The sequence below is a fragment of the Aeoliella sp. genome (genome assembly GCF_965227375.1).
Lineage (GTDB): Bacteria > Planctomycetota > Planctomycetia > Pirellulales > Lacipirellulaceae > Aeoliella.
Genome location: NZ_CBDDFX010000002.1, coordinates 473,189 through 496,031, shown reverse-complemented (window position 1 = coordinate 496,031; position 22,843 = coordinate 473,189). Strand labels below are relative to the sequence as shown.

Below are 22,843 nucleotides of genomic sequence, written 5' to 3'. Positions count from 1 at the left end.
CAGCCACAGGACGCCCCAGTTTCGCTCGGAAGCGATCAACCCGACCCCAAGTACCTGGAGAAAACGATGGCTGGAATCACGAAGCTGAAGAACGGCAGACGACTGCAATTCATGTTGGCCGGCGAACGCAAACAAATCTGGCTCGGAAAGATGAACGTTGACGACGCCGACCGGGTGTTGCGTCGCGTCGAGGACCTGATCGCCGCGGCCGTCGAGGGCAGGGCCCCCAGACCGGCAACGTCGGAGTGGCTCGCCGAGCAGGGCGACAAGCTGAAGAAGAAGCTGGCCGCCCATGGTTTGTGCGAGATTGCCGAGCGACTGAGGGTGCCAACAGTTGGCGACCTGGTCAACGGTTACCGGCAGAAGAAGTTCGGCGGATACGAGCAACGCACGCGGGCCAATCACGAGCTGGTGTTCACGAACCTGCTGACGTTCTGGAAGCTGGGTACGCCGCTCGACAGCATCACCGAGGGCGACGCCGACGACTACCGCGATTGGCTGATGAACGAACGCAAGCCACGTCTAAACGAAACGTCGGCGCGCAAGGACTGCGCGGTGGTCAGCAAGCTGATGCGATACGCGATGCGGAAGAAGTGGATTGTGGCGAATCCATTCATCGATGTTCCCACCAGCAACATGGCAGGCGGGAAGCTGACGATGATATCGAGGGCCGACTCCATGGCGATCCTGGGCAAGCTGAAGGGTACAGAGTGGCCGCTGATGTTCGCCCTGGCCCGATGGGGCGGCCTACGCGTTCCGTCCGACGTGCAGGGGCTACGGTGGAGCGGTATCGATTGGAAGCAACGCCGGTTCACGTTCTACGCCAAGAAAACAAAGAGCTGGCGGACGGTGCCGATCTTCGCGGAGTTGATGCCGCTGTTCGAACAGCGCCACCAGGCCGCAGAGACGGGCGAGGGCGAGGAGCTGGTCGTACCAAAGTGCGAGACGCTGAAGGGCGCCGCCTTGCGCAAGCCGCTGCTGATGGCCATCAAGCGAGCTGGGTTGGAACAGTGGCCCGACCTGTGGAAGAACCTTCGCCAGGTACGGGAGATCGAGCTCGCCCGCGAGCACCCGCTACACGTCGTCACGACCTGGATCGGCAACTCCGAAGCGGTCGCCCTCAAGCACTACCTGAAGGTGACCGACGAGGATTTCGAGCGGGCGCTGTCCTGAATTTTTGACTCACTTTTTGACTCAGTCAGCGGGAGACTGGGGTAGTCCAGCGATGCACCGCCGTACACTGTCAAACGTGAAAATCCCTAGAAAAGCAGCGTTCCCCGATAGAAACGGGGAACGCTGGATACCCCGTAGGGGAGTCGAACCCCTGTCTCCGCCGTGAGAGGGCGGTGTCCTGGGCCACTAGACGAACGGGGCAAGTGGCGATGACGATATCCGAACGGCGTCCGAAAACGCCCGACTCGTGTTATCGGAAACCTTGATTATCCGAGTTTAGACTTTCAGGACAAGAGGGCTCGAACTCGGGTTCGGGGCCGGATGGATGGCGGGCTTTACGACGTGATGCCCTTGGTGAGGGCCATGAAGGCGGTTTCGAGGTTGATCTCGTCCTCTTTGAGCATCGTCAGGCGGTGGTTGGCGGCGATCAGGGCGGCGGCCAGTTCGCTGGGGTCGTCGGCCTCGGCGATCAGCGTGGCGGTGATGTCCTTTTCGGTGAGCTCGGCCGACTCGACCGTGGGGTGAGCTTTGACGATTTCCAGCGCGGCCTGCATGTCGCCCAGCACGCGGATCTTCAGCACCATTTGCTGCCGCACTTGTTTCATCACCGAATCGACGTCGGCGTTGACGATCAGTTCGCCCTTCTCGATGATGCCAATTTTGTTGCAGATGTCGGCCAACTCCGGCAGGATGTGGCTGGAGACCATGATGGTCTTGCCCATGTTGCGAAGCTCTTTCAGCAGGCCGCGGATTTCAATTCGGGCGCGCGGGTCGAGGCCGCTCGCTGGTTCGTCCAGTAGCAGCACTTGGGGATCGTGCAATAGCACCCGCGCGAGTCCCAGCCGCTGCGTCATGCCGCGCGACAGACTGGTAACCAGGGCTTCGCGTTTGTAGGTCAGGTCGACGAGTTCCAACACGCTCTCGCAGATCTTTCGCCGTTCGGGGCCGCGGATGCGATACGCGGCGGCAAAGAACTCCAGGTACTCGATCACCTTCATGTCGTCGTACACGCCAAAGAAGTCTGGCATGTAGCCAATGATGCGGCGGATTTCCTTGGGCTGCGTGTAGATGGAGTGCCCCGCGACGTAGGCCTCGCCCCAGGTGGGGTTGAGCAACGTCGCCAGAATCCGCATCGTGGTGGTCTTGCCCGCACCATTGGGGCCGATGAACCCGAACACGTCGCCCTTGGACAACTCGAGGTTGATGTCCTTGATGGCGAACAGCTCGCCGTACTTCTTGGTCAGACCGCGAATTTCGATCATGGAAACGACACAGGGATCAGGGGTCAGTATTCAGGGGAAGCGTGCGATACAAAGATCAGTTTTCGTCGGAATCTTCGGCGACCGGTAGCACGTAGCGATACAACACGACGTATACGTCCTTTTCGCCGCGCATCGACTCGACCGACTCGGAGTCCTCTGCTCGCAGCAATTCGCTGCGTGGTGCGTCGCACTTGCCTACCAGCATGGCGGTATGGCTATCGAGTGAGTGACTCAAATCGACGAAGTGTTGGTGGCGGTGCCACTGATGGCTTTGACGACGGCCGCCCAGGGCATCGTAGAACATCATCATCTCGGCCAGCGCGGCAAGGTCCAAGCGGCCCAACAGTTGTTGTCTTTCGTAATACGATCCCTGTTCAACGCTGAAGTTGAACCGGTCCTCGTACATGTTGCGCAGGCGGCGTGTGGCGCGGGGGTCGCCCAGGCTGGTGGGCGTCACTTCCACCTTCCCGCCAGGTGGCAGATCGCCCAGACGCCATGCCCAGGTGCCGTACACCAGCATGCAGTCGGATAGGCTCAACTCGGTGGGATTCTCTACGCTTCCCACCACCAGGTTGTTCGGCGTTCGCGTCAGGTTGCTAATCAGTTGGTCGTCCGTTTTGGTCTCCCAGCGGGTGATGAACGTTTTGGTCGACCAGATTTCGATGGGCACTCCCATCATCATCGCGCGGTCCGGCGACCAAGCGTAGATGGGGCGGCCGGGCAGCATTCCTTGTTCATTGCTCATGCCGCCGAGTCCGGACGAAGGTTTGCCCATCCAGGCGACCGACGATCCGGCGAGTTCGCTGGTGGTGCCGGCCGGCGACTTGGCGTCGAGCAGCAGCGTGTAGCGATCGGGGTTCGGGCTAAAGATGTGGGTCCACATTGTGCCGCGCGCAAAGCCAGTCGTGTTGTCGACGTCGACGATCTCCACCTGATTGACGCGCAGCGAGTCGCCCTTCAGGTAGTCGGCATACCAGTAGGCGGCCAGGCAGGTGGCCACGACAATCGCCGGGAACGTGATCCAGGTCCACTCCATCTTCTTCAGCACTTTCTTGACGAAGAAGTAGTCGCCGGGGCCGATGAGCAGAATGTAGAGCACCACCAGACCGGCGATGGCCATGAACGGCGGCGTGCGGATGCCGGACTGTTCGAGCGCCGCGTCGAGTTTTTGCTCGAGGGCCACGGTGACGTCGTCGGGGCCGGAGTAGTAGTAGTTCTCCGTATCGGTCGATGGTTGGTCGTTTGGAAAGGCCAAGTTCTTTTCGACCAAGCGGTCGCGGCTCTTCCAGTTGCGAATCGGCGGCTCGTCGATATCGAGGCCTACCAGCACGACTTGTCCCAGGCCCTGACGCGTGCGGACGACCAGCGGCACTGGATCGTCCCGCGTACCCAGCGAAAGCTCCACGTCGCCCTGCAAGTTGGCAAACGTGGGCACCGCGAGTCGCAACCGGCCGCGCCGCGAAAGGGGTTCGTTACCGCCGACGTGAGTTTCCAACGGACCAAATTCGTCGAGCGTCACCGAACCGGTGTACTCCCCTGGCGAGAGCGTCTCGAGCGAGCCGCCGGAACCTAGCACCAGATCCGCGTTGGACGCGGCATAGAGCACCAATCGGCCTCCCTGTTCGACCCACTCGACCAATGCGGCCATGCGCGGATCGTCGGGACGCATGGCGCTCCAGGCGTCGCGATCGCTGGTCGAGACCACGACCGTGTCGACACCTTCGTAGGCGAGCGATTCGCGTGGCAGGGCGTCGAGGCTCGTTACGCGCCCCACCACATCTTGGGTGTACCACTCTTCGTTTGTCTTATCCGCCTCGGCGCTGGCGACACCCAGTTGGCTGGGGGCCACTTCGACAATTAATCGCGTGGTGGCGGGCTCTCCGGGAGCAATGCCGGCCTTGTCCAGATCGCGATGCGTGGTGAAGGTCCGTTTCGAAACGGCCTTATTCAACTCCAAGTCATAAAGCTCGATCTCTACCGACGAGTCCAACTGCCCAACGCGGACCAACAGCTCAATGGTCGCGAGCCCGCCCGCCGATACGTTGAAAGGGCGGGAACTAATGCTCGTGAGGGTTCCCTCGCCGTCCGGGGCCCAAACATTGGCGACCAGGGTGGATGGTTTGTCGCCGCCCTCGACCGTGATCCGCAGCGGGGTCCAGCTTCCCACTTTGTAGCAGTTGCCAAAACCCATCTCCGCAAGAACTGGTGCTGGCTTCTTTTGCGCCAGGAGTGTCTCGGCTGGCAAGAGAAACGCCGCGGTTGCCAGTAGCAGCAAAAATGGGATTCGCATAACTGGCAGGCGATGGGGCAGAGTGGAGTAGGGCGGTGGACAGAACGCTCGGTATTGTACCCTCGGCGGGCCGCGGAGTCACCGTCTGGACGAGTTCACGGTTTCTCGGCGTCGTCGCAGTGGCAGACCAATTGGCCACAGCCGGGGCAGCCGGTGCCATATTTTTCGTGCACGGCCTCGGTCAAGTCGACACCCTTCACGTTGGCGATGGTGGTGAGCCATGCCAGCACGTCGGCAAACTCGCCCTTCAGCTCTTCGTGGGATCCCTCCCGCAGCGCACTGGCCAGTTCGCCCACCTCCTCCATCAACCACATGAACGTGCCATCGACACCCCGCGCGATGTCCTTCTCCAAATACATGTCGCGGATCAACTGTTGAAAGTCGGCAATAGTAGGCGAGGGCATAACAAGTGAGGATGCGTTGAGAGGTGATTAAGTGGAGTAGGTAAACAAGCTAACTAGCCGACGCTTTTACGCCTCGTCGGTAAGAACTCCCTAATGCGTGCACTCGCGTTTGAGGAATTCTCCGAAGCCGTCTTTGCCCACGAACTGGCCGTCGCGGACTTGGACTTCGCCGCGAACAGTCACCAGGCTTGGTCGGCCTTCGAGCTCCCAACCTTCGTAGGGATTGTAGTCGGTGGCCATGTGATGTTTGGCAGCGGAGATCGTTCCGCGGAACATTGGGTCGTACACCACCAGGTCGGCATCGCTGCCCAGGGCGATGGTTCCCTTGCGAGGAAACAGCCCAAACAGCTTGGCCGCCTGGGTGCTGGCGGAGTCGACGAACGTGTGCAGGTCGATCTTGCCACGCTTGACTCCGTAGGTGTAGAGCAGGTTCACGCGGTCTTCGACGCTCGGCAGTCCGTTGGGGATTTTGGTGAAGTCGTCGCGGCCCATTTCCTTTTGCCCAGCGAAGTCGAATGGAGCGTGATCGGTGGCCACGGTACTCACGCTGCGCGACCGCAGCGCGTTCCATAAGTAGTCCTGATGCTGCTTCGCGCGGATCGGCGGCGACATCACGTACTTGGCGCCCTCGAAGTCGGGCCGCTCGGCGTGGGTAGAGTCGAGTGTGAGGAAAGGTATCACGGTCTCGATCCACACGTTCACGCCCCGCATCTTGGCCGCTTCAGCCGCGCGCACGGCCGGTTCGCAACTGGTGTGCACCACGTACACATGCGCGCCGGTCGCTTCGGCGAAGGCCATCAGATGGTGCACACCTTCGGCCTCGACCTGCACGGGGCGGGAGGGCTCGTGCCACTCGGGGCCGGTCTTGCCTTCGGCCAGCAGTCGCTGCTGCAGTTCGGCCACCAGGGTTTCGTTCTCGCAGTGGGCGGTGACGATCACGCCGAGTTCCTTGGCAAGCTCGAGCGTTTTGAATAGCTCATCGTCGTCGACGCCAAAGAACCCCTTGTAGGCCAGGAACACTTTGAAGCTGGCGATTCCTCGCTCGACGATCGTGCGAAGCTTCGCCGCCGTGGCGTCGTCGAATTTCGACACGGCCATGTGGAACGTATAGTCGCAGCACGAGATGCCCTGGGCCTTGCCCAGCCACAGTTCAAACGCTTCGAGCGGGTCTTCCTCGCGACTGGGACAGCACATTTCGATCAGCGTGGTGGTGCCACCCACCAGCGCGGCGCGGCTGGCCGTGTTGTAATCGTCCTTGGCGAACGTGCCCATAAACGGCAAGTAGATGTGCACATGCGGATCGATGAAGCCGGGAAACACATAGTGGCCCGTGGCGTCCACCACTTCGTCGCCCGCCGGAGCCGACAGGTCGTGACCAATGGCGGCGATCTTGCCATCCTCGCACAGAATGTCGGCCACGTAGCTATCGGAGGCCGTGACGATGTGTCCGTTCTTGATAAGTAGCGCCATCACACACCTCTCGGTCGGGGAATCGAAAGAACGCCCCCGTTATACCCGACGCCCGCCCGCCATCCAACCATGACGCACCGTTGGGCGCGACGAACGACTAGCCGTCCGCGTCGAGCAGGTCGGTGGGAATCACGCGCACTACCTCTTCGATGCTGGTGCGGCCTTCGGCCAGCGCGACCAGCGCGGCGCTGCGGAAATCGACCAGACCATCTTGCACTGCCTGCGCGTGAACCTCGTCGCGTGCCGCTTTGCCGGCGATGAGTGCGCGGGTGGCTTTGGTGGCCGCCATGATCTCGAACAAACCGCCCCGCCCAGCGTAGCCGCTGTCCGCGCAGCGGTGGCAGCCGCGAGAGCAATGGATGCCCCGGTCCGCGTCGCCGGGCAGCCAGTGGGCGATCGATGCGAACGCCGAAGTCAGCTCTGGCATGACGTATTTCTGGCGGCAGTGAACACTGCCGGACTGTAACTCGAGTCGCAGAGCATCTGGAGTGGAAGGGGAGGATTGTAGCGGTTTCTCGTACTTCGCCGATCGGCCGCCAATCTTTCCCTCTGCGTCACGTTTCTCGTCCAAGGCGTTAGTCGCCCGTCGCAAACCTCTGGTATTGCGTTAGTTCCGAACAATAGCTTTCCAGTGGCGTCCTCCCGCTCCGAGGCTCCCATGCTGGTCCCCGCACGCTTGTTCGGGTTATTCCGGTAGCGCGCGTGAGGCTGCCCGTACCGATGGCAGAAGCGAGGAAATCCGGGCAGCGGGGCGCAAATCTGTGGAAGTCGCGCAGGCCGCTAATCAGTGTGGAACTTAACGGGCCATTTTCGCGCCCGCCCGCTGCTTTTCTATCCACTGGGGGCTGCCCATTCACGGGCGGCAGCTACTGATGAGTTCCAATCCTTTTGGCCGTCGCCACGGTCGTCGCACCAACCGCTTGATTCGCCGCGCACAGCGTTCGCTCACCATGGAGAATCTGGAAGAGCGCCAAATGCTGGCTGCCGATGTGCTGTATCGCATCAACGCAGGTGGAGGAACCATCAGCGACAACCCCGACTGGGTTGCCGGCTCGCAGTACACGAACATCTCGACCAAGTACACGGTCTCCAACACGATCGATCTGACAGATGCCTCGTTGCCCGTAGGTATCTCCCAGAACTTGTTCAAGTCGGAGATCTACGACGGCGCGGGCGGTGCGGAGATGCAGTGGAACTTCGCCGTGACGCCGGGCAACGTGGAAGTGCGGTTGTACTTCGCGGAGATCTACAACGGCGCTCAAGGCGTCGGCAAGCGCGTGTTCGACGTGACGATCGAAGGGCAAACGGTACTCGACAACTACGACATCTACGCCGACGTTGGCGGTTACAAGGGCGTGATGAAGTCGTTCACCGTGGCGAGCGACTCGAACCTGGATATCGACTTCGGTCACGTGGTGCAGAACCCGGCGATCAAGGGAATCGAGATCCTGCAGCAGGTGGTCACGGCCAATACGCTGGCGGTCTCCAGTAGTTCGCTCGACTTCCCCGGCACGCTGGTTGGCAACGCACTGCAACAGAGCGTGACGCTCACCAACATCGGCGACGCCGGCGACCCGGCGATTACCATCGACCCCGCGCAGCTCGCCATCACCGGCAGCGACGCGTCGGCGTTTGCGGCCAGCTTCGACACCAACGCGCCATTTGCTCTGCAGCCGGGCGAGTCGGCCACACTTGATGTCTCGTTCACGGCCGACGACGCGTCGACCAAGGGCGCGCTGCTGTCGATTCCTCACTCTGGCGACAACACGCCGCTCACTGTGGCTTTGAGCGGCACCGGCGTGAGCGAGGTGCCGATCAGCTTCAGCAAGTCCGACCTCGAAGGCGAAGATGCTTCGCGACCCACCTCGCTGCAGTTCGGACCGGACGACCGCCTGTACGTGGCGCAGCAAGATGGCGTGATTAAGGTCTACAGCATCGAACGCTTTGCCGCGAACGACTATCAGGTGCTGGCGACCGAGACGATCAACCTGATTCGCGACATTCCCAACCACAACGACGACGGTTCGCTGAACACGTCGGTCGACGAGCGGCTCGTAACCGGCCTGTATGTCGACGGCACCGCAACCAATCCCGTGATCTACGTCACGTCGAGCGACCCTCGCATCGGCGCCGGTGGCTCGGGCGCGGATTTGAATCTCGACACCAACTCGGGCATTCTCTCGCGGCTCACCTGGAATGGTAGCGAGTGGGAGAAGCTCGATCTGGTCCGCGGCTTGCCACGTTCGGAAGAAAACCACGCCCCGAACGGCATGGCCATCGATCACACGACCAACACGCTGTACATCGCCCAAGGCGGCCTGACGAACATGGGCGCGCCGTCGAACAACTTTGCCTACCTGCCCGAGTTCGCGCTCTCCGCTGCCATCTTGAGCGTCGACCTCGACGCCATCGGCGACACTACTTACGACCTGCCGACGCTGGACGACGAAGACCACCCAGGCGCGGATCCCAACGACCCGTTCGGCGGCAACGATGGCAAGAACCAGGCGATCCTGGTGCCGGGCGGTCCGGTGCAAGTCTACGCGCCGGGCTTCCGCAATCCGTATGATGTGGTAATCACTGAAGACGGCAAGATGTACTCGGTGGACAACGGCCCGAACGCTGGCTGGGGCGGCATTCCCAATGGTGAAGGCACCACGGGCGAGGCCACCAACGATCCGAAGAACGGCGGCAACACCTATGGCGATAGCCTGCACTACATCACTGGCGAAGGCTACTACGGCGGCCATCCCAACCCCACCCGCTCGAACACCGACAACACGTTCAACGACAGCAATCCGCAATCGCCGGTGAGCGAAGGCAACGACATCGAGTCGGACTATCGCCAGCCAGGCAGCCAGAACGGCGCGCTGCACGTATGGGGCAGTTCGACCAATGGTCTCACCGAATACACGGCCAGCAACTTCCAGGGCTCGCTCAAGGGCGACCTGCTGGCGGCCAGCTTTAACAATAGCATCAAACGCGTGAAGCTCAACGCGGCCGGCGATCAGGCTGCACTCGAGGAGCAACTGTTCAGTTCCGCCGGTTCGGTGCCGCTCGACGTAACGGCCGTGGGCGACAACGGTAAGTTCCCCGGCACCATCTGGGTGGCCGCTATTGGTAGTGGCAAGATCCACGTCTTCGAGCCGGCCGACTACATGAACGACGGCATCATCGTCCCGCAGAATCCTGACGACACCGACGGCGATGGTTACCTGAACGACGACGAGATCGCCAACGGCACCAATCCCGAGAACGCAGCCGACTACCCGGCCGACTGGGACTCCGACTTCACCTCGAACCTGCTGGATGACGACGACGACAACGACGGTTTGCTGGACCACGAGGATCCGTTTGCCATCGACCCCGACAACGGTTTGACCACCGCGGTCGGCGTGTCGCACACCTGGGAGAACGAAGGCAGCGACATCGGCGGGCTGATCAACGCCGGCTTCACCGGCCTGATGACCAACGGCATCGATGACTACGAGTCACTGTTCGACACCACGCAGCTCACCTCCGGCGGTGCGGCTGGCGTGCTGACAATGGACATGATCAGCGAGGGCGACGCCACTGGTTCGCTCAACACGCAAGAGCAAGCTTTCCAGCTCGGCGTGAATGTCGCCTCGGCTACCTCGCCAGTGACCGCGCACAGCAGGATACTCGCTCCGTTCGGCGACGACACGCCGCAAGGCCAGCAGTCGATGGGCATGTTCATTGGCAACGGCGACCAGGACAACTACTTCAAGATCGTGGTCTCGGCAACTGGCATTACCACGCAACTGGAAGTCGGTGGGGTGGTCACCACCGGTCCGTCGGCCAACCTCGAGCTGCCAGGCCCAGCGGGCATCGATTTGTACCTGACGGTCGACGTCGCCAACTCCACGGTCACCGCCAGTTACGACGTCGACGGCGCGGGACGGACCGTGCTCGGTTCGCCCATTGCGATTCCGGCCAGTTGGCTCACCAGCGCCACGCAAGGTATGGCCGCCGGCATCATTTCCACTTCCGTGGGCTCGGCCCCGGCGATTCCCGCCACGTGGGATTTGATCGAGGTGGTCGCCGAGTCGCCGTCGAACCTCGCGCCGATCCTGGCAGGGATTGCCGATCCGACGCTCATGGCCGGCTCGACGCAGCAAGTGACGATCACCGCCAGCGACCCCGACAGCAACGACATTGCCCTGTCGATCGATAACCTGCCGAGCTACGCCACGTTCGTCGACCATGGCAACGGCACTGGCACACTTACCCTGGCTCCGGAGAGTGGCGACGTCGGTTCCGACAGTCTCACCGTAACGGCAACCGACAATGGCAGCCCGTCACTCTCCGACAGCCAGGTAGTGAACGTGACGGTCAACGCGGTGCCGCCCCCGATGCCCGGTGGCGAAGTGATCCATCGCGTGAACGCTGGCGGCAACGCGGTGAACGATGACCCAACGTGGCAGAAGGACGACTCCTACACCAACTCCGGTGCCGCGGGTAGCAAAGGCTACAGCACCTCGGCAGGCATCAACTTGTCCGATCCCTCCGTACCGGAAGGCACGCCTGAGGCGATCTTCAAGACCGAGCGGTACGATCCGTCGAGCGGGCAGGAGATGCAGTACAACTTCGCTGTCGACCCCGGCCAATACGAAGTGCGATTGTACTTCGCCGAGACTTATGGAAGTACCTCGGGCGTTGGCAAGCGGGTGTTCGACGTGCTGATCGAAGGCGTGACCGTGCTGGACGACTACGACATCTTCGCCGACGTCGGCAAGAACAAAGGTGTCATGAAGTCGTTCGTCATCACGGCCGATACCAACATCGACATCGACTTCCTGCATGAGAAGCAGAACCCGCTGGTGCGAGCGATCGAGATCGTGAGCATTGGCGCCGCATCGCCGGGTGTGTTGTCGACCAGCCTTACCGCGCTCGACTTTGGCACCGTGCCCACCGGCGGCACCGCCACGCAGTCGTTCGCGCTGGTGAACCTCGGCGAGTCGGGCGACCCGGCCATCACGGTGAACACAGCCGACTTGGTGTTCAGTGGCCCCGGTGCGGGGGCCTACTCGGTGCTCACCACCGGCACGCTCACCATTCCCGCGGGCGGTTCGGCGTTCGTCGACGTCGAATTCGCTCCCAACACCTCCGGCGCCAAGAGCGCCAGTTTGGCGATCGCGCACTCTGGCACCAACTCGCCGCTGAGCGTCTCGCTCACCGGCAGCGGCGCAGCCCCGGCGGCTGAGACCGCCTCGGTTTACATCGACGTCGACTCAGGCGGATCGCTCAGTTCGTCCAGCACGTACAGCAGCGGCTCGTTCGACATCGAGAACAACTCGTCCGGTGGCCAGCGCATCGCCTCGGTGCGGTTCGACATCGACTCGGCCCTCCTGCCCGACGTGGTTTTCGATCCCTTCGGCACCGCGGGCGACCCGGTGGGCAAAGACTTCACCGTGAACAGTGGCGGCGGGAGCACCGGTGTCGACGGTCACACGTTCGACAAAGCGCTGCACACTGGTTTCCAAGCGTTGGAGATCGCCTTCGACGACTTCGATCCCGGCGAGTCGATCAGCTTCTCGATCGACATCGATCCCACGACCATTCGTGGCGCGAACGATCCTGGTCCCGAAGCTTCGGGCAGCGTCTCGGGCATGGAACTATCCGGCTCCTTGGTAACCATCACGTTCGAAGACGGCTCGGTGCTCACCACTACGCTGTTCCGCAAGGCGGGTAGCGACACCGGAGGCGAGACGACCGCCGAGGCCAACACGCTTACCACGCCGACGCTCGAGATCCTCGGACTCGGCAGCACTCCGACCACCACGACCACCGCCAATCAGGTGGTTCGAGTCACTGGCGCGGTGGGCTCCACCGTGCGACTATTGCACGCCGAAGCGGCGCTGCACCTGGCGGGCGTGCCGGGCGGTGGGTATGACGTCGATCCTTACGAGTCGAACAAGGTAATCGGACTCACCGAGCAGACCATCGTCATCGGCGGCGGAGGCTTTACCGATGTGCCGATCACACTGCTGAATACCGACGACGAAGGTGGTTTGAATCACCTGATGGCCGTTGCCGTCGATGGCGACGTGAACAGCGAAGCCGATCACCTGCAAGTGCAATACAATCCCGAGGACGTGGAGAACGATCCACCAGTGCTCGCGTTGATCGCCAACCAGTCGGTGACCGAAGGCGAAACGGTGATCGTGAGCATCACGGCCACCGATCCCAACAACCACAATCTGCAGTTCTCCACCACGAACCTGCCGAGCTACGCCTCGCTGGTGGACAACGGCAACGGAACCGCCACGCTGACGTTGGCTCCCCAAGCGGGCGATGCGGGCATGACGAGCTTCATCGTCACCGTGACCGACGATGGCAACCCGGCGCTGACCGACAATCAGAGCGTCACCGTGACGGTCGAAGAGGAGATCATCGTCGATCCGCAGATGAGCGAGGTGGTCTATCGCGTCAATGCCGGCGGCAGCCCGATCGGTGGCGACCCGAATTGGACCGGCGACGGTGGCTTCGTCAACTCGGGCAGCAAGACGTATTCCACCAGCCACGGCATCGACATGAGTCACGCGTCGCTGCCCGCCGAGGTGCCCGAGTCGCTCTTCAAGAGCGAACGCTACGACCCGGGGGGCGGTGGCGAAATGGAGTGGGACTTCGACGTCGAAGCCGGCCAGTACTATGAAGTGCGGTTGTACTTCGCCGATACCTACACCGGTACGTTTGGTGTCGGCAAGCGGGTGTTCGACGTAGCGATCGATGGCAACATCGTGTTGGACGACTACGACATCTACGCCAAGGTAGGTGGCTACGCGGGCGTGATGGAGTCGTTCGTCATCCAGTCGGACGGCAACATCGACATCGACTTCTTCCACGAGAACCAGAACCCAACGATAAAAGGCATCGAGATCCTGGAGATCAATCAGGAATCGGGTTTTTTCGTCTAACAGCGTCCAGCGGCTACGATCAGCTGGATCCCGAAGGGATTTATCCGTACGGTCAACAGATCGGGTTTGGTTTGTATGCCATTGCAGGGCAGAACAACCACGACCCCTCGAAGACGAACATTGAGCGAGTGGTGGAAGAAGGCTTCACGCTGGCTGGCCCGTACTACGACTACGCGTGGCAAGGACTGGCGCACGTGCACCAGGCTGCTGAGGCTGGGTTGAAGTTCACCTATCAGTTGCGGGCCCATCCCTCGCTGAATGGAGTGGGCGTCTACGATCGCGGGGCCGCGATCGACGCGTTATCGGACGCCGACATCGCCGATTACGCACGCCAGCAGGTCGAGGCAGTGCTCGACGACCCGGTGGCCAACGCTACTGTGGCCCGTTGGGCGGTCACGCCCGAGGAAGTACGCTACTGGTCGGACGCCGACCTGCGTTACCTGGACATCACGATCGACACGATCCGCCAGGTGGAAGCAGAGCATGGCGTCGCCCCGCGACCGGTGTGGAACTACCAGGCCAACGCCCGCACGGCCGACCAGTTGGTGATGATCGGCCAGAAACTCGACGTCATCGCCCGCGGCGCTTACATGACCACCATGGAAGATCGCGGCCCGCAGCGTGCCGGACTAGCCGTGTGGAACTACGACCAGATACTCGGCGCGGCCGAGCAGCTGGGCGTGACGCCGCAGGCCATCCTGCAGTTGTACGAGGACTTCACCGATCCGGCGACCGGCACCATGGCCGCCGAGATCGAGCGAGTGATCCGCAACGATATGTACCTGGCGCTGGTCAAGGGCATCACGAGTTTCAACGTCTTCTCGATGTTTGAGAACCGTCCCAACCTGACCACGCACAACGAGCAGTTCGAAGCGTATGGTTCGGTGGCGACTGACCTGACGGGTGAGCTCAACCTGCAACGGTTGTTCCTCGCCGGGCGGGAGCAGGACGATCTGGAGATCGTGGCCACCGACGCGCCGCAGACGTTCACGTACACCGACCTGTTCGACCAGGAGCACGAGTACTCGACGCTGCACTTCGGCAACTACTCGCTGGATGGCGATCGATACGTGGTGCTGGTAAATTCAACCGAGGCGACGATGAACGTGTCGATCGATGGCTTGCCAGCCGACTACATGGTAGACGACCTGTTCGCCAGCACCAGTTCCGCCGGAACCGGCGCGACTTACAACACTTCGCTCGATCGACTGGGCGTGAAAGTCCTGCGGTTCCGCACAACGGCTTAGCAACGTCTCTTAGGCAGCGCGCCGTTGCTGCGCGTCGCGCTGCGGAAGCGAGAGAATCTCACCCTGCGTCGTGTCGTCGACCTCCGGCTCGGCGGCGCGACGCGCGAGGCGCTCTTGCCAGTAGTGCTGCGTGGTTTCACCCAGGTGACGTGCACGCACCGAAAGCGACACGCGGCTCCGCCACGACATCTTGAAGTAGTTCCACCACTCACGGAACGTCGGGCGCTCGATGGTCTGAAACTCACGGTGCAGCATCGTGGGCAGTTCGCCCATGTCGAAGCCCATCTGCTGGGCGTACCAGTGAACCAGCCGATTCACTGCCAGAGCGTGCCGCAGCTTGCGGCCGACGTCGCGTTTGCGGCCCGAGAAGTTGTTGCCACCGTGTACGCGGTAGTCGACACCAACGCCCGCCATCTGGTACTTACGCGCGCCGGCGATCGACGAGCCGAGCACCAGCACGTCGTCCGCTCGGGTGCGCCATTGGTCTTCGAAAGGGCAGGGGAGCACCACTTCGGCGATGCGGCGATGCATCGACAGGGCCGACGTCGGTCCGCCGACGTAGGTCTTGGCCAGCAAGGTCGCGAGTGTCGAGTAGCCAAGGTCGCGCCGCGGGAACTTCTTCCGCTGGCGAGTCAGCGCCGGCCCAAACGACTCGACGCCCGCGATTGCAAAGTCGACGCCCTCGGTTGCATACAGTTCGAACGCGTGCTGCAGGTAGTCGGGCCGATAGAGATCGTCGGCGTCGAGGAAGAAGATCAAGTCTCCGGAAGCTTCCTCCATTCCCGCGTTAAATGCGGAAAGCTGCCCGCCGTTCTCCTTGGCGACGATCGAGACCGCTGGCTCGTTGGTGTATCGCTGCCGCAGGTGCCACAGGCTGTCGTCGGTCGAACCGTCGTCGACCACGATAATCTCGTCGAAAGGCAAGCTCTGCGCCAGTGCGCTGTCGACCGCTTCGGCGACGAATTCGCGGTAGTTGTAGTTGTTTACCAGGCAGGTGGTCCGCATGGCTGCTGGGTATCCGATTCGGCGTGGCAGAAGGGGTAACTTGGGGCGGGGCAGATTGTAGGAGCCGCCATCGGGGGGGAGAACCCCAGTTTTGAGGCTTGAATTGGTGGGAAAATCACTACACTCTAGACACCTCGGTCCGCTTTCGGGGTTAAACGTGCGTACCGATATGCGCGCGAATTACCCATTTTCACAAAAGGAAGGTCGCCATGCTGTTCTCCCCCCGCACTCCTCTGGTGCTGCTTCTGCTCGTCGCAAGTACCGCGACTGCTTCCGACTGGCTGCGATTCCGAGGCGACTCGGGCACCGGGCTGAGCGACGACGCCAAGCCGCTGCCCACCACTTGGAGCGACCAGGAGAACCTCAAGTGGAAGTGCGAACTGCCGGGGCCGGGACTTTCGAGCCCGATTATCGTAGGTGACAAGATCTTCCTCACCTGCTGGACCGGCTACGCGGCCGGCGAGGGCTCTTCGGACAACATGGACAACCTGAAGCGGGCGCTGGTGTGCGTGGATCGCAACACGGGCAAAATCAACTGGAGCAAGTCCTTCGACGCCGTGCTGCCGGAAGATCAGTTCCGCGGCATGTTCGCCGAAAACGGCTACGCCAGCCACACGCCGGTGAGCGATGGCGAGCGAGTGTACTGCTTCTTCGGTAAGTCGGGCGTCTATGCGTTCGATATGGAGGGGGAGAAGCTCTGGGACACCAGCGTCGGCACTGGGCTCGATCCGCGCAGTTGGGGCTCCGCGTCGAGTCCCGTCTTGTACAAAGATAAGGTGATCATTACGGCGGGCGCCGAGAGCGAGTCGATCGTCGCGCTCAACAAGCTCGACGGCAAAGAGGTCTGGAAGCAGGAAGCACCCACGCTCAGCGGCACCTGGACCACGCCTGTGATGGTGCAGGTCGACGATGAGCGAACCGACATCGTGCTGAACGTGCCCGGAGAAGTCTGGGGGCTGAATCCCGATACCGGCAAGCTGCGTTGGTACTGCATCCAGCCGGGCGGACAGTCGAACTCGGCCACCGGCAGCCTGGTGGTGAGCCAGGGTCCCGAGCCCGTGGCCTACGTGCTCGGCAGTCGCGACTCCGACGCGGTGGCCGTGCGAGTCGGCGGTAAGGGCGACGTCTCCGAGTCGCACATGGTGTGGACCAACAACGCCTCGGGCCGCATCGGCACGCCGGTGCTGTACGAAGGCCGGTTGTACTGGGTCTCGGGCGGTATCGCCAACTGCATCGACGCCGAGACCGGCGACGAAGTCTACAAAGAGCGACTACGAGGCGCCAGCGGCGGAGGTGGCGGCCGCGGACGCGGTGGCGATTATTCCTCGGCCATTATCGCCGATGGCAAGCTCTACTACATGAGCCGCGGCGGCGATGGTTACGTGATCAAAGCCGGCGACGACTTCGAGCAACTGGCCACCAATCGCTTTGACTCCGACACCGGCGAGTACAGCGCCACGCCGGCGGTGAGCGACGGACAACTCTTCATCCGCTCCACCACCGCGCTGTACTGCGTGGAGCAAGAGTAAGCCGACTAGTCGTGCTCGCGCTACGGCGCTCGCCTACCAATGCCAGTGGTAGTGGTGGCGGTGATGGTAGCGCGGGCCGTGGTAGTAGTGAATCACTGGCGCCGGACGAACGACCACGGGTCGCGTCTCCACGCGCACAGTTGGCGGGTTGATTGGCGTCGCCACGTTCGTGCTGCCGAACTGCTGCGCCGTCAGCACCACGCGATCGCTCACGCCCGACTGCTTCAGCGCGATCAAGCCATTGGGGCTCAAGTCGAAACGGCCTCCGCGGCTTTGGATGGTGCTGACGATCAACTCGTCGCTCAGCCCAGCCTGCGTCATCTGAACCAGGTCGTAGTTGGTCACCGCGTTGGCGGCCGCTTGGGCGTTGGCCTGCGCGGCAACGCTCGATCCAACGGCCACCTGCTGGGCGTCGGCTTGGTCGCGTGAGCTGCCAATGGCTCGCCCGGTGAGCGCTCCCACGCCGGCGCCGATGATCGCTCCGCCTTCCCAGTTCTTCTTGCCGCCGATCAACGCACCGGTGATCGCTCCCAGTCCGGCGCCGGTCACGGTGCCTTCGCGGGTGTCGTTGTGGTAGTAGCTGGGCGGCGGTTGATAGTAGTACTGCTGCGCGGCGGCGGGCGACGCCACCGCGGCGACTACCGCCAGGCAAAGCACAGGGCGAACGAACGACAAACGAAAGTGGGTAGCCATCTTGGTACTCGCGGGGACGTGGACTAAATGCCTATCGGCGCACTATCCATATCGGCAATCCGCCACGGTGGCAAGAGAAAACTGCCCCCGCGCCCGCAAGCTTTGCTACCAACATCCGTTGCGGTTACAGCTCGGAAAGCACCTTTTTCCAGCGTTTCCAGGCCTCCTCGCGGCCGGTGCGATTGGCCTCGCTAGCATCGTCGGCCTCACCGGCACGCATGAATCCGTGGCCGGCGCCTTCGTAAGTCTTGGGCTCGTACTTCTTCTCCAACTGCTCCATCTTCTCCGCCACCTGCGGTACCTGACCGGTGATGCGGAAGTCGTTGCCGCCGTAGAAGCCGTACACCGGGCATTCGATCGACTTCAGCGAATCCTCGTCTCGCGGTGCGGTGCCATAGAACACAAACGCGGCGTCGAGCTTGGGATTCTTCGTGGCGTAGGCAAACGATTGCCCGCCGCCCCAGCAGAATCCGCTCACCGCCACTTTGCCGTTGGCTGCGTCCAATTCCTTTGCGTACTTGAACGCCATGTCGAGCTTCTTGGTCACATCCTCGGGCTTTAGTTTGTAGATCGCCGTGCGCGCGGCGTCCGACGAGTCGTAGCTGCTGGTGCCGCCGCCGTCGGGACCGGTGCCAGTGAGCATGTCCGGCGCGATGGCGATGTAGCCCGCCTCGGCCAACTGGTCGGCCGCGCTCCGCGCCCAGTCGTTCAGACCACGGTTCTCGTGGATCACGATCACCGCGGTCGCCTTCTCGCTCACCTCCGGGTACACCACCCAACACTTCACCTGTTGATCGTCCTCCGTCAGGTCGACCCACTCATGGTGGCGCGGTGAATCCTTCAACCGCTGGGCGGGGTCTTCGGCGGTTGCCGGCGCGGCTAGAACCAAGAGCAGGGCGAGAGTAACGTAGCGCATGATGAGTCCTCCTGGGCGATTCGTGAAGATAGCTTCGAACTACAGGGTGCGGTTAGAACGCACTGCCGATACCTGTAACGCGTATTTGTGCGAGTTGCTTTGGATACTTTTCGCCGCAGACGCTACACGCCCGTGCGGCACGCACTAGTCTAACACAGTCGCACCTCGCGTATCAAAAAGAGCGAGCGGCGCGAGCCGAAACTCGCGCCACTCGCCAAGGAACTTGTAACTTCGCAAAGTTGGCTGAAGGGCTTATTCAGCTTCGGGGCGTCCACGACGCTGACCGCCACCGAATCCACCACCGCCGCCGCCACCACGGCCACCGCGACCGCCACGGCGTAGCGACTGCTGATCCTCTTCGGATAGCTCGAACGCCTCGCCCTTCATGTCTTCCCACTTCGACTTCTGATCGTCCGACAGAATCGCGACCGTGTCCTTCTCAATCCCGGCCCGAATCTCTTCCATCTTCTCGCGAATCGCATCACGGTCCTGCGACTGGAACACTTCTCGCATACCGGAAAAAGCATCGCGGGCGACTTGCTGCATGTCTTCCAATTGACCTGCGGAGATCTCCAACTTCTCAGCAACCATCGGATCCTGTAGCGCGTTGACGCCAGCGGCCTGCACGAAGATCTCGTTCAGTCGTTGCATCTTCTCCTCGCCCAGAATCTCGCCCATCTTGGCGTTCATCTTCTTCTGCTGCTCGGCGCGGGCGGCGCGAAACTCTTCCATCGCGGCGGTGCGCTCTTCCTCGCTCATGTCGCGGAAGTTACGCTGACCTTGGCCGCGCCCACCACGATCGCCGCGAAGTTCCCGCTGCGCGGTGGTGATCTCCTCGATCACCTCTTCGCCAATTCCCAACTCATTCTGTACCGACTCGAGCCGCAACAGGGCGCCCCGCTGCACTCCACCACCGCCGAAGCCCCGACCGCCGCCAAAGCCCCCACGACCACCACGACCCTGGGCGCCGACTTCCGCGGCCATCGCCACCGCCGCCACGACCGCAACCACTGAAGTGACAAATTGTCGCATCGCCAATACTCCTTGAAATAACTGTATTTCAACGCGAGAAAACGGCATTTTGGCTCATCGGGGCCAGGCCGTCGCGTTGTATCCCTGGGAATCCAACCCCACCACGCTTCGCCGGTATCGAATCTCACCCAGTTTCCCACCACGGCTCCTTCAAGTCCCTCAAGCGGACCGCGCTCCCTCTAGCCGGAGAGCTACGCCTCTCCGGAAACGACTTCCCGAGGGACCATTTTGGGCCAACCGAGTTTTGGGCCAATTCCCCACCTACGCAACCATTGGCCCAAAACCCCAGGCGTTAGGTACCCCCTCGTCTTCAAAAACTCCTTGTTTTCTCGATCAAACCATTCGGGGGGGTGCGACAAACGCCCCACGTTGTTCCCCGCATGTTCGGCCGTTGGCCCAAAACCCGATAGTAGCCGTTCGCTCCGCGAACGAGCGTCTCACGCCAACGCAGAGATCAGCGTGCGGCACTCGCAGCGGCACCGACAGAACGCCTGCCGACCCCCCATTGTCCCCGCGCGAGTGTAAGAAAACTACACGGCGTTGCTAAGAAATCACTCCGCAACTACAGCGGGCGGAGGGGTCCAAGTGCCGTCCAGAATCGATGGTGGGGTTTCCTGGGGCCAGTACAATCGAAGCATGAGGGTGAATTCGCCTTTGGGGGCCGGAAGCCAATTGGACTGCTTGTCGGGACCGGGATTCTCGTGCTGAATGTAGAGCGTGGTCGATCCGTTTGGGTTAGCCTTTAGCGAGTTACGCTGGCTCAAAGTGTATCGATTCAGCGGGTTGGCAACAAAGAAGTACTCCGAATCGTACATCGTCAGTGACCAAAATCCCTCGACCGGGGGCATCTTTCCACTTGGAAAGGTCAGCGTGTAGTTGTTCTCACCTGAGTAGGGTTGGCCCTCGGCATTTGTCTCCGAGGTTGGATACACGGCATCTTGTGGCCGGTTCGCCCCCAGCCCGAAGTAAGTAATCATGGCGCGCTCCAGGTAGTGCGTGCCATACAGCCCCGTTTGGGTCGTGAACAGCCATCCGTTAATGTGCTCGCCAGCGTCCTTGAAATGACCGGTAATCTTCTCCAGGGCTTGCTTGGGAACATCTTGTAGAGCCTGCTGGATTGACGGGTCGAGGCTACCCAGCTCAAACGGCTGCCCCGGTGCAAGTCCTAGTTTCGCCATCTTAGCGACCATTGGCGAGTCGGCTTCTGCCGGAGGGTTGTCCGCCATCAGGGACGCTAACCGATTGAAATAGGCGGCCGTGTCCATGGCATTCACCTGCTCACGGACGGGAGTCTTCATGTCGATGCTCGGATCTACCTTCCCGGCAGGTGGCGTGTATGGTTTCCCATAGGAACTAAGAGGTACAATAGTGATTTCGTTCTGCAGTTTGTGGACTGCTGCATAGTCTTCCGTTGTGCCAGTGCAGTAGATTCGTCCTAGCAACCAAACCATGCTCGTAGGCGATTTGTACTGCTTCACACCTTCGGGCAACTTCCCTTCCCAGCCGGGGCCAGTGATTGCATAGGTCTGCGCCTCCGTGCCGGTCGTGCGTTTGCCCGGCACTTGAAATACGTTGGTCCATCCGTCAAGCATCGGGAATAGATAGTACCTGCCGTCTGCATTGGGCAAGCTCAAGACCCACGGTTCTTTGCCTACATCAATCCAAGAGACCGTGTAGAGCGTGTCCGCATTTGGGGCGGTGACATCACGAAACTTGGCTGTTGGGTATTCACGCAGCCGAGCGAACTGGCCCATCGGCGCGTGCGTGCCTTTTGGACTTGCAACGTTCGTCATCACTTGACGCGTAGTATCCATCGTGACCAAGGGATACCCATAGATATAGGCGTCAATCGCGATGGCTTTGGCTTCCTCTGGGGAAAGCGACTGCCCGCTGCACGCGTGCGAGGAAACGACCGCGAGATACAACGCAACACATACCCGACGACCAAATGGCATGGTGTGCCTCCCCTAGTGTGAAATAAGATAAGCTAGTGCGAGTATAGCATTTCATCCTCCTGCTGCAATCGCGTTGCTCAACAACAGAACGGAAGCGGACTCGTTCCTCGCCTACCCACCCGCGCCGCGGCGGACCGGAGGCACCAGAGACGCCCGAACTGCGCAGTCTTGGATCGTACTGGGCGAAAGAAAACTACCGTGCCGGATCGCGCCGAGCACGTAGCCAGCACGCTGCACCAACTAAGCCGCCGAGCGCCAGTGGAAGGGCCGATGGTTCGGGTACCACGGCGCGCACTTCCACCGGAAATTCCAGTCGGTGCAAGTCCAGGCGTCGCCACTCTGTCGGATCTCCCGGGCTCACCAGATAAGGCATTCGGAACGATTGTGCATGGGGCCTCATGACGTGAGAGGAGAACCGGCCAGTGCCCCCGTTGGTCGGTTGGTCGACCCGTAGTGTGAGGTGATACACCATGTCTTGTTCGATGGCGACTTCGACCGAACTGAAGTCGACCGTGGTGCGACGAAGTGGTTCGCCGGGCGAGTTCGGGAAGTACCCGAGACTCACTGCTGAACTGGGAACGCTGACCTCGCCCAACATGCTGCCTGGAATCCCCCCGTTGTCCTCCCGAACTCCCACAAGCAAGGGTTGGGAAAAGGAGTTTGGCTTTATGGCCAGATCGACCGCCGTGACGGTGCCACTGAACTCGGCCACGAACGGCTGCGAGACCCAAGAGTTCGTGTAGTTGACGTTGACGCTGGTCTTCAGGCCGATGTCAGTTCGGAATCCAGATGGAACCCAGCCAGATGTGAAATTCGAAGCGGCAATCTGCGCCCCCACGGCAACATCCGCAGCCAGACCTGCTGCCAATACCAGCAACACCGCACGTAGAGTTTTCACTAGTCGACTCCTGAGTTGCTCTGACTGACGA

The 22,843-nt window shown here is 61.6% G+C and carries 15 protein-coding genes and 1 tRNA gene; 4 read left to right on the top strand and 12 right to left on the bottom strand.

Going from position 1 to position 22,843, the window contains the following annotated elements; all coding sequences use genetic code 11:
• The first annotated feature begins 66 nt into the window (after positions 1–66).
• Positions 67–1,173, top strand: a complete 1,107-nt coding sequence (locus ACQK2L_RS15055; RefSeq protein ID WP_425397849.1) for a tyrosine-type recombinase/integrase — start codon at positions 67–69, stop codon at positions 1,171–1,173.
• Positions 1,174–1,301: 128 nt separating this feature from the next.
• Here the strand turns inward: ACQK2L_RS15055 and ACQK2L_RS15050 are convergent.
• The 6 genes from ACQK2L_RS15050 to ACQK2L_RS15025 all read right to left on the bottom strand — a co-directional run bounded on the left by ACQK2L_RS15050 (position 1,302) and on the right by ACQK2L_RS15025 (position 7,170).
• Positions 1,302–1,374: transfer RNA gene (locus ACQK2L_RS15050), tRNA-Glu, on the bottom strand.
• A gap of 134 nt (positions 1,375–1,508) precedes the next feature.
• The gene (locus tag ACQK2L_RS15045) at positions 1,509–2,435 is read right to left on the bottom strand and encodes an ABC transporter ATP-binding protein (RefSeq protein ID WP_425397848.1); all 927 of its coding nucleotides are present in this window, start codon (positions 2,433–2,435) and stop codon (positions 1,509–1,511) included.
• A gap of 55 nt (positions 2,436–2,490) precedes the next feature.
• On the bottom strand, positions 2,491–4,725 hold the full coding sequence (locus tag ACQK2L_RS15040) for a hypothetical protein (RefSeq protein WP_425397847.1): 2,235 nt from the start codon (positions 4,723–4,725) through the stop codon (positions 2,491–2,493).
• A 95-nt stretch (positions 4,726–4,820) separates the two neighbouring features.
• Entirely contained in the window at positions 4,821–5,129 is a 309-nt protein-coding gene (locus ACQK2L_RS15035; RefSeq protein ID WP_425397846.1) for a MazG nucleotide pyrophosphohydrolase domain-containing protein, read from the bottom strand.
• A gap of 90 nt (positions 5,130–5,219) precedes the next feature.
• The gene (gene hydA, locus ACQK2L_RS15030) at positions 5,220–6,599 is read right to left on the bottom strand and encodes a dihydropyrimidinase (protein ID WP_425397845.1); all 1,380 of its coding nucleotides are present in this window, start codon (positions 6,597–6,599) and stop codon (positions 5,220–5,222) included.
• A gap of 97 nt (positions 6,600–6,696) precedes the next feature.
• Positions 6,697–7,170 (bottom strand): hypothetical protein, encoded by a 474-nt coding sequence (locus ACQK2L_RS15025; protein ID WP_425397844.1) that lies wholly within the window; start codon positions 7,168–7,170, stop codon positions 6,697–6,699.
• 301 nt (positions 7,171–7,471) lie between these two features.
• Between ACQK2L_RS15025 and ACQK2L_RS15020 the strand changes: the two genes are divergently transcribed.
• Together ACQK2L_RS15020 and ACQK2L_RS15015 are read left to right on the top strand one after the other, a co-directional pair.
• Positions 7,472–13,537, top strand: coding sequence for a malectin domain-containing carbohydrate-binding protein (locus tag ACQK2L_RS15020; protein ID WP_425397843.1), 6,066 nt, complete (start codon positions 7,472–7,474; stop codon positions 13,535–13,537).
• 71 nt (positions 13,538–13,608) lie between these two features.
• Positions 13,609–14,784, top strand: coding sequence for a hypothetical protein (locus ACQK2L_RS15015; protein ID WP_425397842.1), 1,176 nt, complete (start codon positions 13,609–13,611; stop codon positions 14,782–14,784).
• A gap of 9 nt (positions 14,785–14,793) precedes the next feature.
• Here the strand turns inward: ACQK2L_RS15015 and ACQK2L_RS15010 are convergent, their stop codons facing one another.
• The gene (locus ACQK2L_RS15010; RefSeq protein ID WP_425397841.1) at positions 14,794–15,789 is read right to left on the bottom strand and encodes a glycosyltransferase family 2 protein; all 996 of its coding nucleotides are present in this window, start codon (positions 15,787–15,789) and stop codon (positions 14,794–14,796) included.
• A gap of 209 nt (positions 15,790–15,998) precedes the next feature.
• On the opposite strand from ACQK2L_RS15010, the gene ACQK2L_RS15005 reads away from it, so the two are divergent.
• On the top strand, positions 15,999–17,318 hold the full coding sequence (locus tag ACQK2L_RS15005; RefSeq protein ID WP_425397840.1) for a PQQ-binding-like beta-propeller repeat protein: 1,320 nt from the start codon (positions 15,999–16,001) through the stop codon (positions 17,316–17,318).
• A 33-nt stretch (positions 17,319–17,351) separates the two neighbouring features.
• Here the strand turns inward: ACQK2L_RS15005 and ACQK2L_RS15000 are convergent, their stop codons facing one another.
• From ACQK2L_RS15000 to ACQK2L_RS14980, 5 genes are all read right to left on the bottom strand, one after another.
• A complete protein-coding gene (locus ACQK2L_RS15000) occupies positions 17,352–18,011 on the bottom strand; it encodes a YMGG-like glycine zipper-containing protein (protein ID WP_425397839.1) in 660 nt (219 codons plus the stop codon).
• A 124-nt stretch (positions 18,012–18,135) separates the two neighbouring features.
• Positions 18,136–18,927 carry a dienelactone hydrolase family protein gene (locus ACQK2L_RS14995; protein WP_425397838.1) on the bottom strand — a complete coding sequence of 264 codons (792 nt, stop codon included), beginning with the start codon at positions 18,925–18,927 and terminating at the stop codon, positions 18,136–18,138.
• A gap of 252 nt (positions 18,928–19,179) precedes the next feature.
• On the bottom strand, positions 19,180–19,959 hold the full coding sequence (locus ACQK2L_RS14990; RefSeq protein ID WP_425397837.1) for a hypothetical protein: 780 nt from the start codon (positions 19,957–19,959) through the stop codon (positions 19,180–19,182).
• A gap of 551 nt (positions 19,960–20,510) precedes the next feature.
• Complete coding sequence (locus ACQK2L_RS14985; RefSeq protein WP_425397836.1) at positions 20,511–21,914, bottom strand: DUF1254 domain-containing protein; 1,404 nt, start codon at positions 21,912–21,914, stop codon at positions 20,511–20,513.
• A 193-nt stretch (positions 21,915–22,107) separates the two neighbouring features.
• Positions 22,108–22,812: a hypothetical protein gene (locus ACQK2L_RS14980; protein WP_425397835.1), complete on the bottom strand. Its 705-nt coding sequence runs from the start codon at positions 22,810–22,812 to the stop codon at positions 22,108–22,110.
• Positions 22,813–22,843: the final 31 nt, after the last annotated feature.

Coding starts and splice junctions, on each gene's coding strand:
- ACQK2L_RS14985 (WP_425397836.1), bottom strand. CDS start 21,914: ATGCCATTTGGTCGTCGGGTATGTGTTGCGTTGTATCTCGCGGTCGTT.
- ACQK2L_RS15010 (WP_425397841.1), bottom strand. CDS start 15,789: ATGCGGACCACCTGCCTGGTAAACAACTACAACTACCGCGAATTCGTC.
- ACQK2L_RS14995 (WP_425397838.1), bottom strand. CDS start 18,927: ATGCGCTACGTTACTCTCGCCCTGCTCTTGGTTCTAGCCGCGCCGGCA.
- ACQK2L_RS15000 (WP_425397839.1), bottom strand. CDS start 18,011: ATGGCTACCCACTTTCGTTTGTCGTTCGTTCGCCCTGTGCTTTGCCTG.
- ACQK2L_RS15020 (WP_425397843.1), top strand. CDS start 7,472: ATGAGTTCCAATCCTTTTGGCCGTCGCCACGGTCGTCGCACCAACCGC.
- ACQK2L_RS15005 (WP_425397840.1), top strand. CDS start 15,999: ATGCTGTTCTCCCCCCGCACTCCTCTGGTGCTGCTTCTGCTCGTCGCA.
- ACQK2L_RS15055 (WP_425397849.1), top strand. CDS start 67: ATGGCTGGAATCACGAAGCTGAAGAACGGCAGACGACTGCAATTCATG.
- ACQK2L_RS15045 (WP_425397848.1), bottom strand. CDS start 2,435: ATGATCGAAATTCGCGGTCTGACCAAGAAGTACGGCGAGCTGTTCGCC.
- ACQK2L_RS15035 (WP_425397846.1), bottom strand. CDS start 5,129: ATGCCCTCGCCTACTATTGCCGACTTTCAACAGTTGATCCGCGACATG.
- ACQK2L_RS14990 (WP_425397837.1), bottom strand. CDS start 19,959: ATGCGACAATTTGTCACTTCAGTGGTTGCGGTCGTGGCGGCGGTGGCG.
- ACQK2L_RS15040 (WP_425397847.1), bottom strand. CDS start 4,725: ATGCGAATCCCATTTTTGCTGCTACTGGCAACCGCGGCGTTTCTCTTG.
- hydA (WP_425397845.1), bottom strand. CDS start 6,599: ATGGCGCTACTTATCAAGAACGGACACATCGTCACGGCCTCCGATAGC.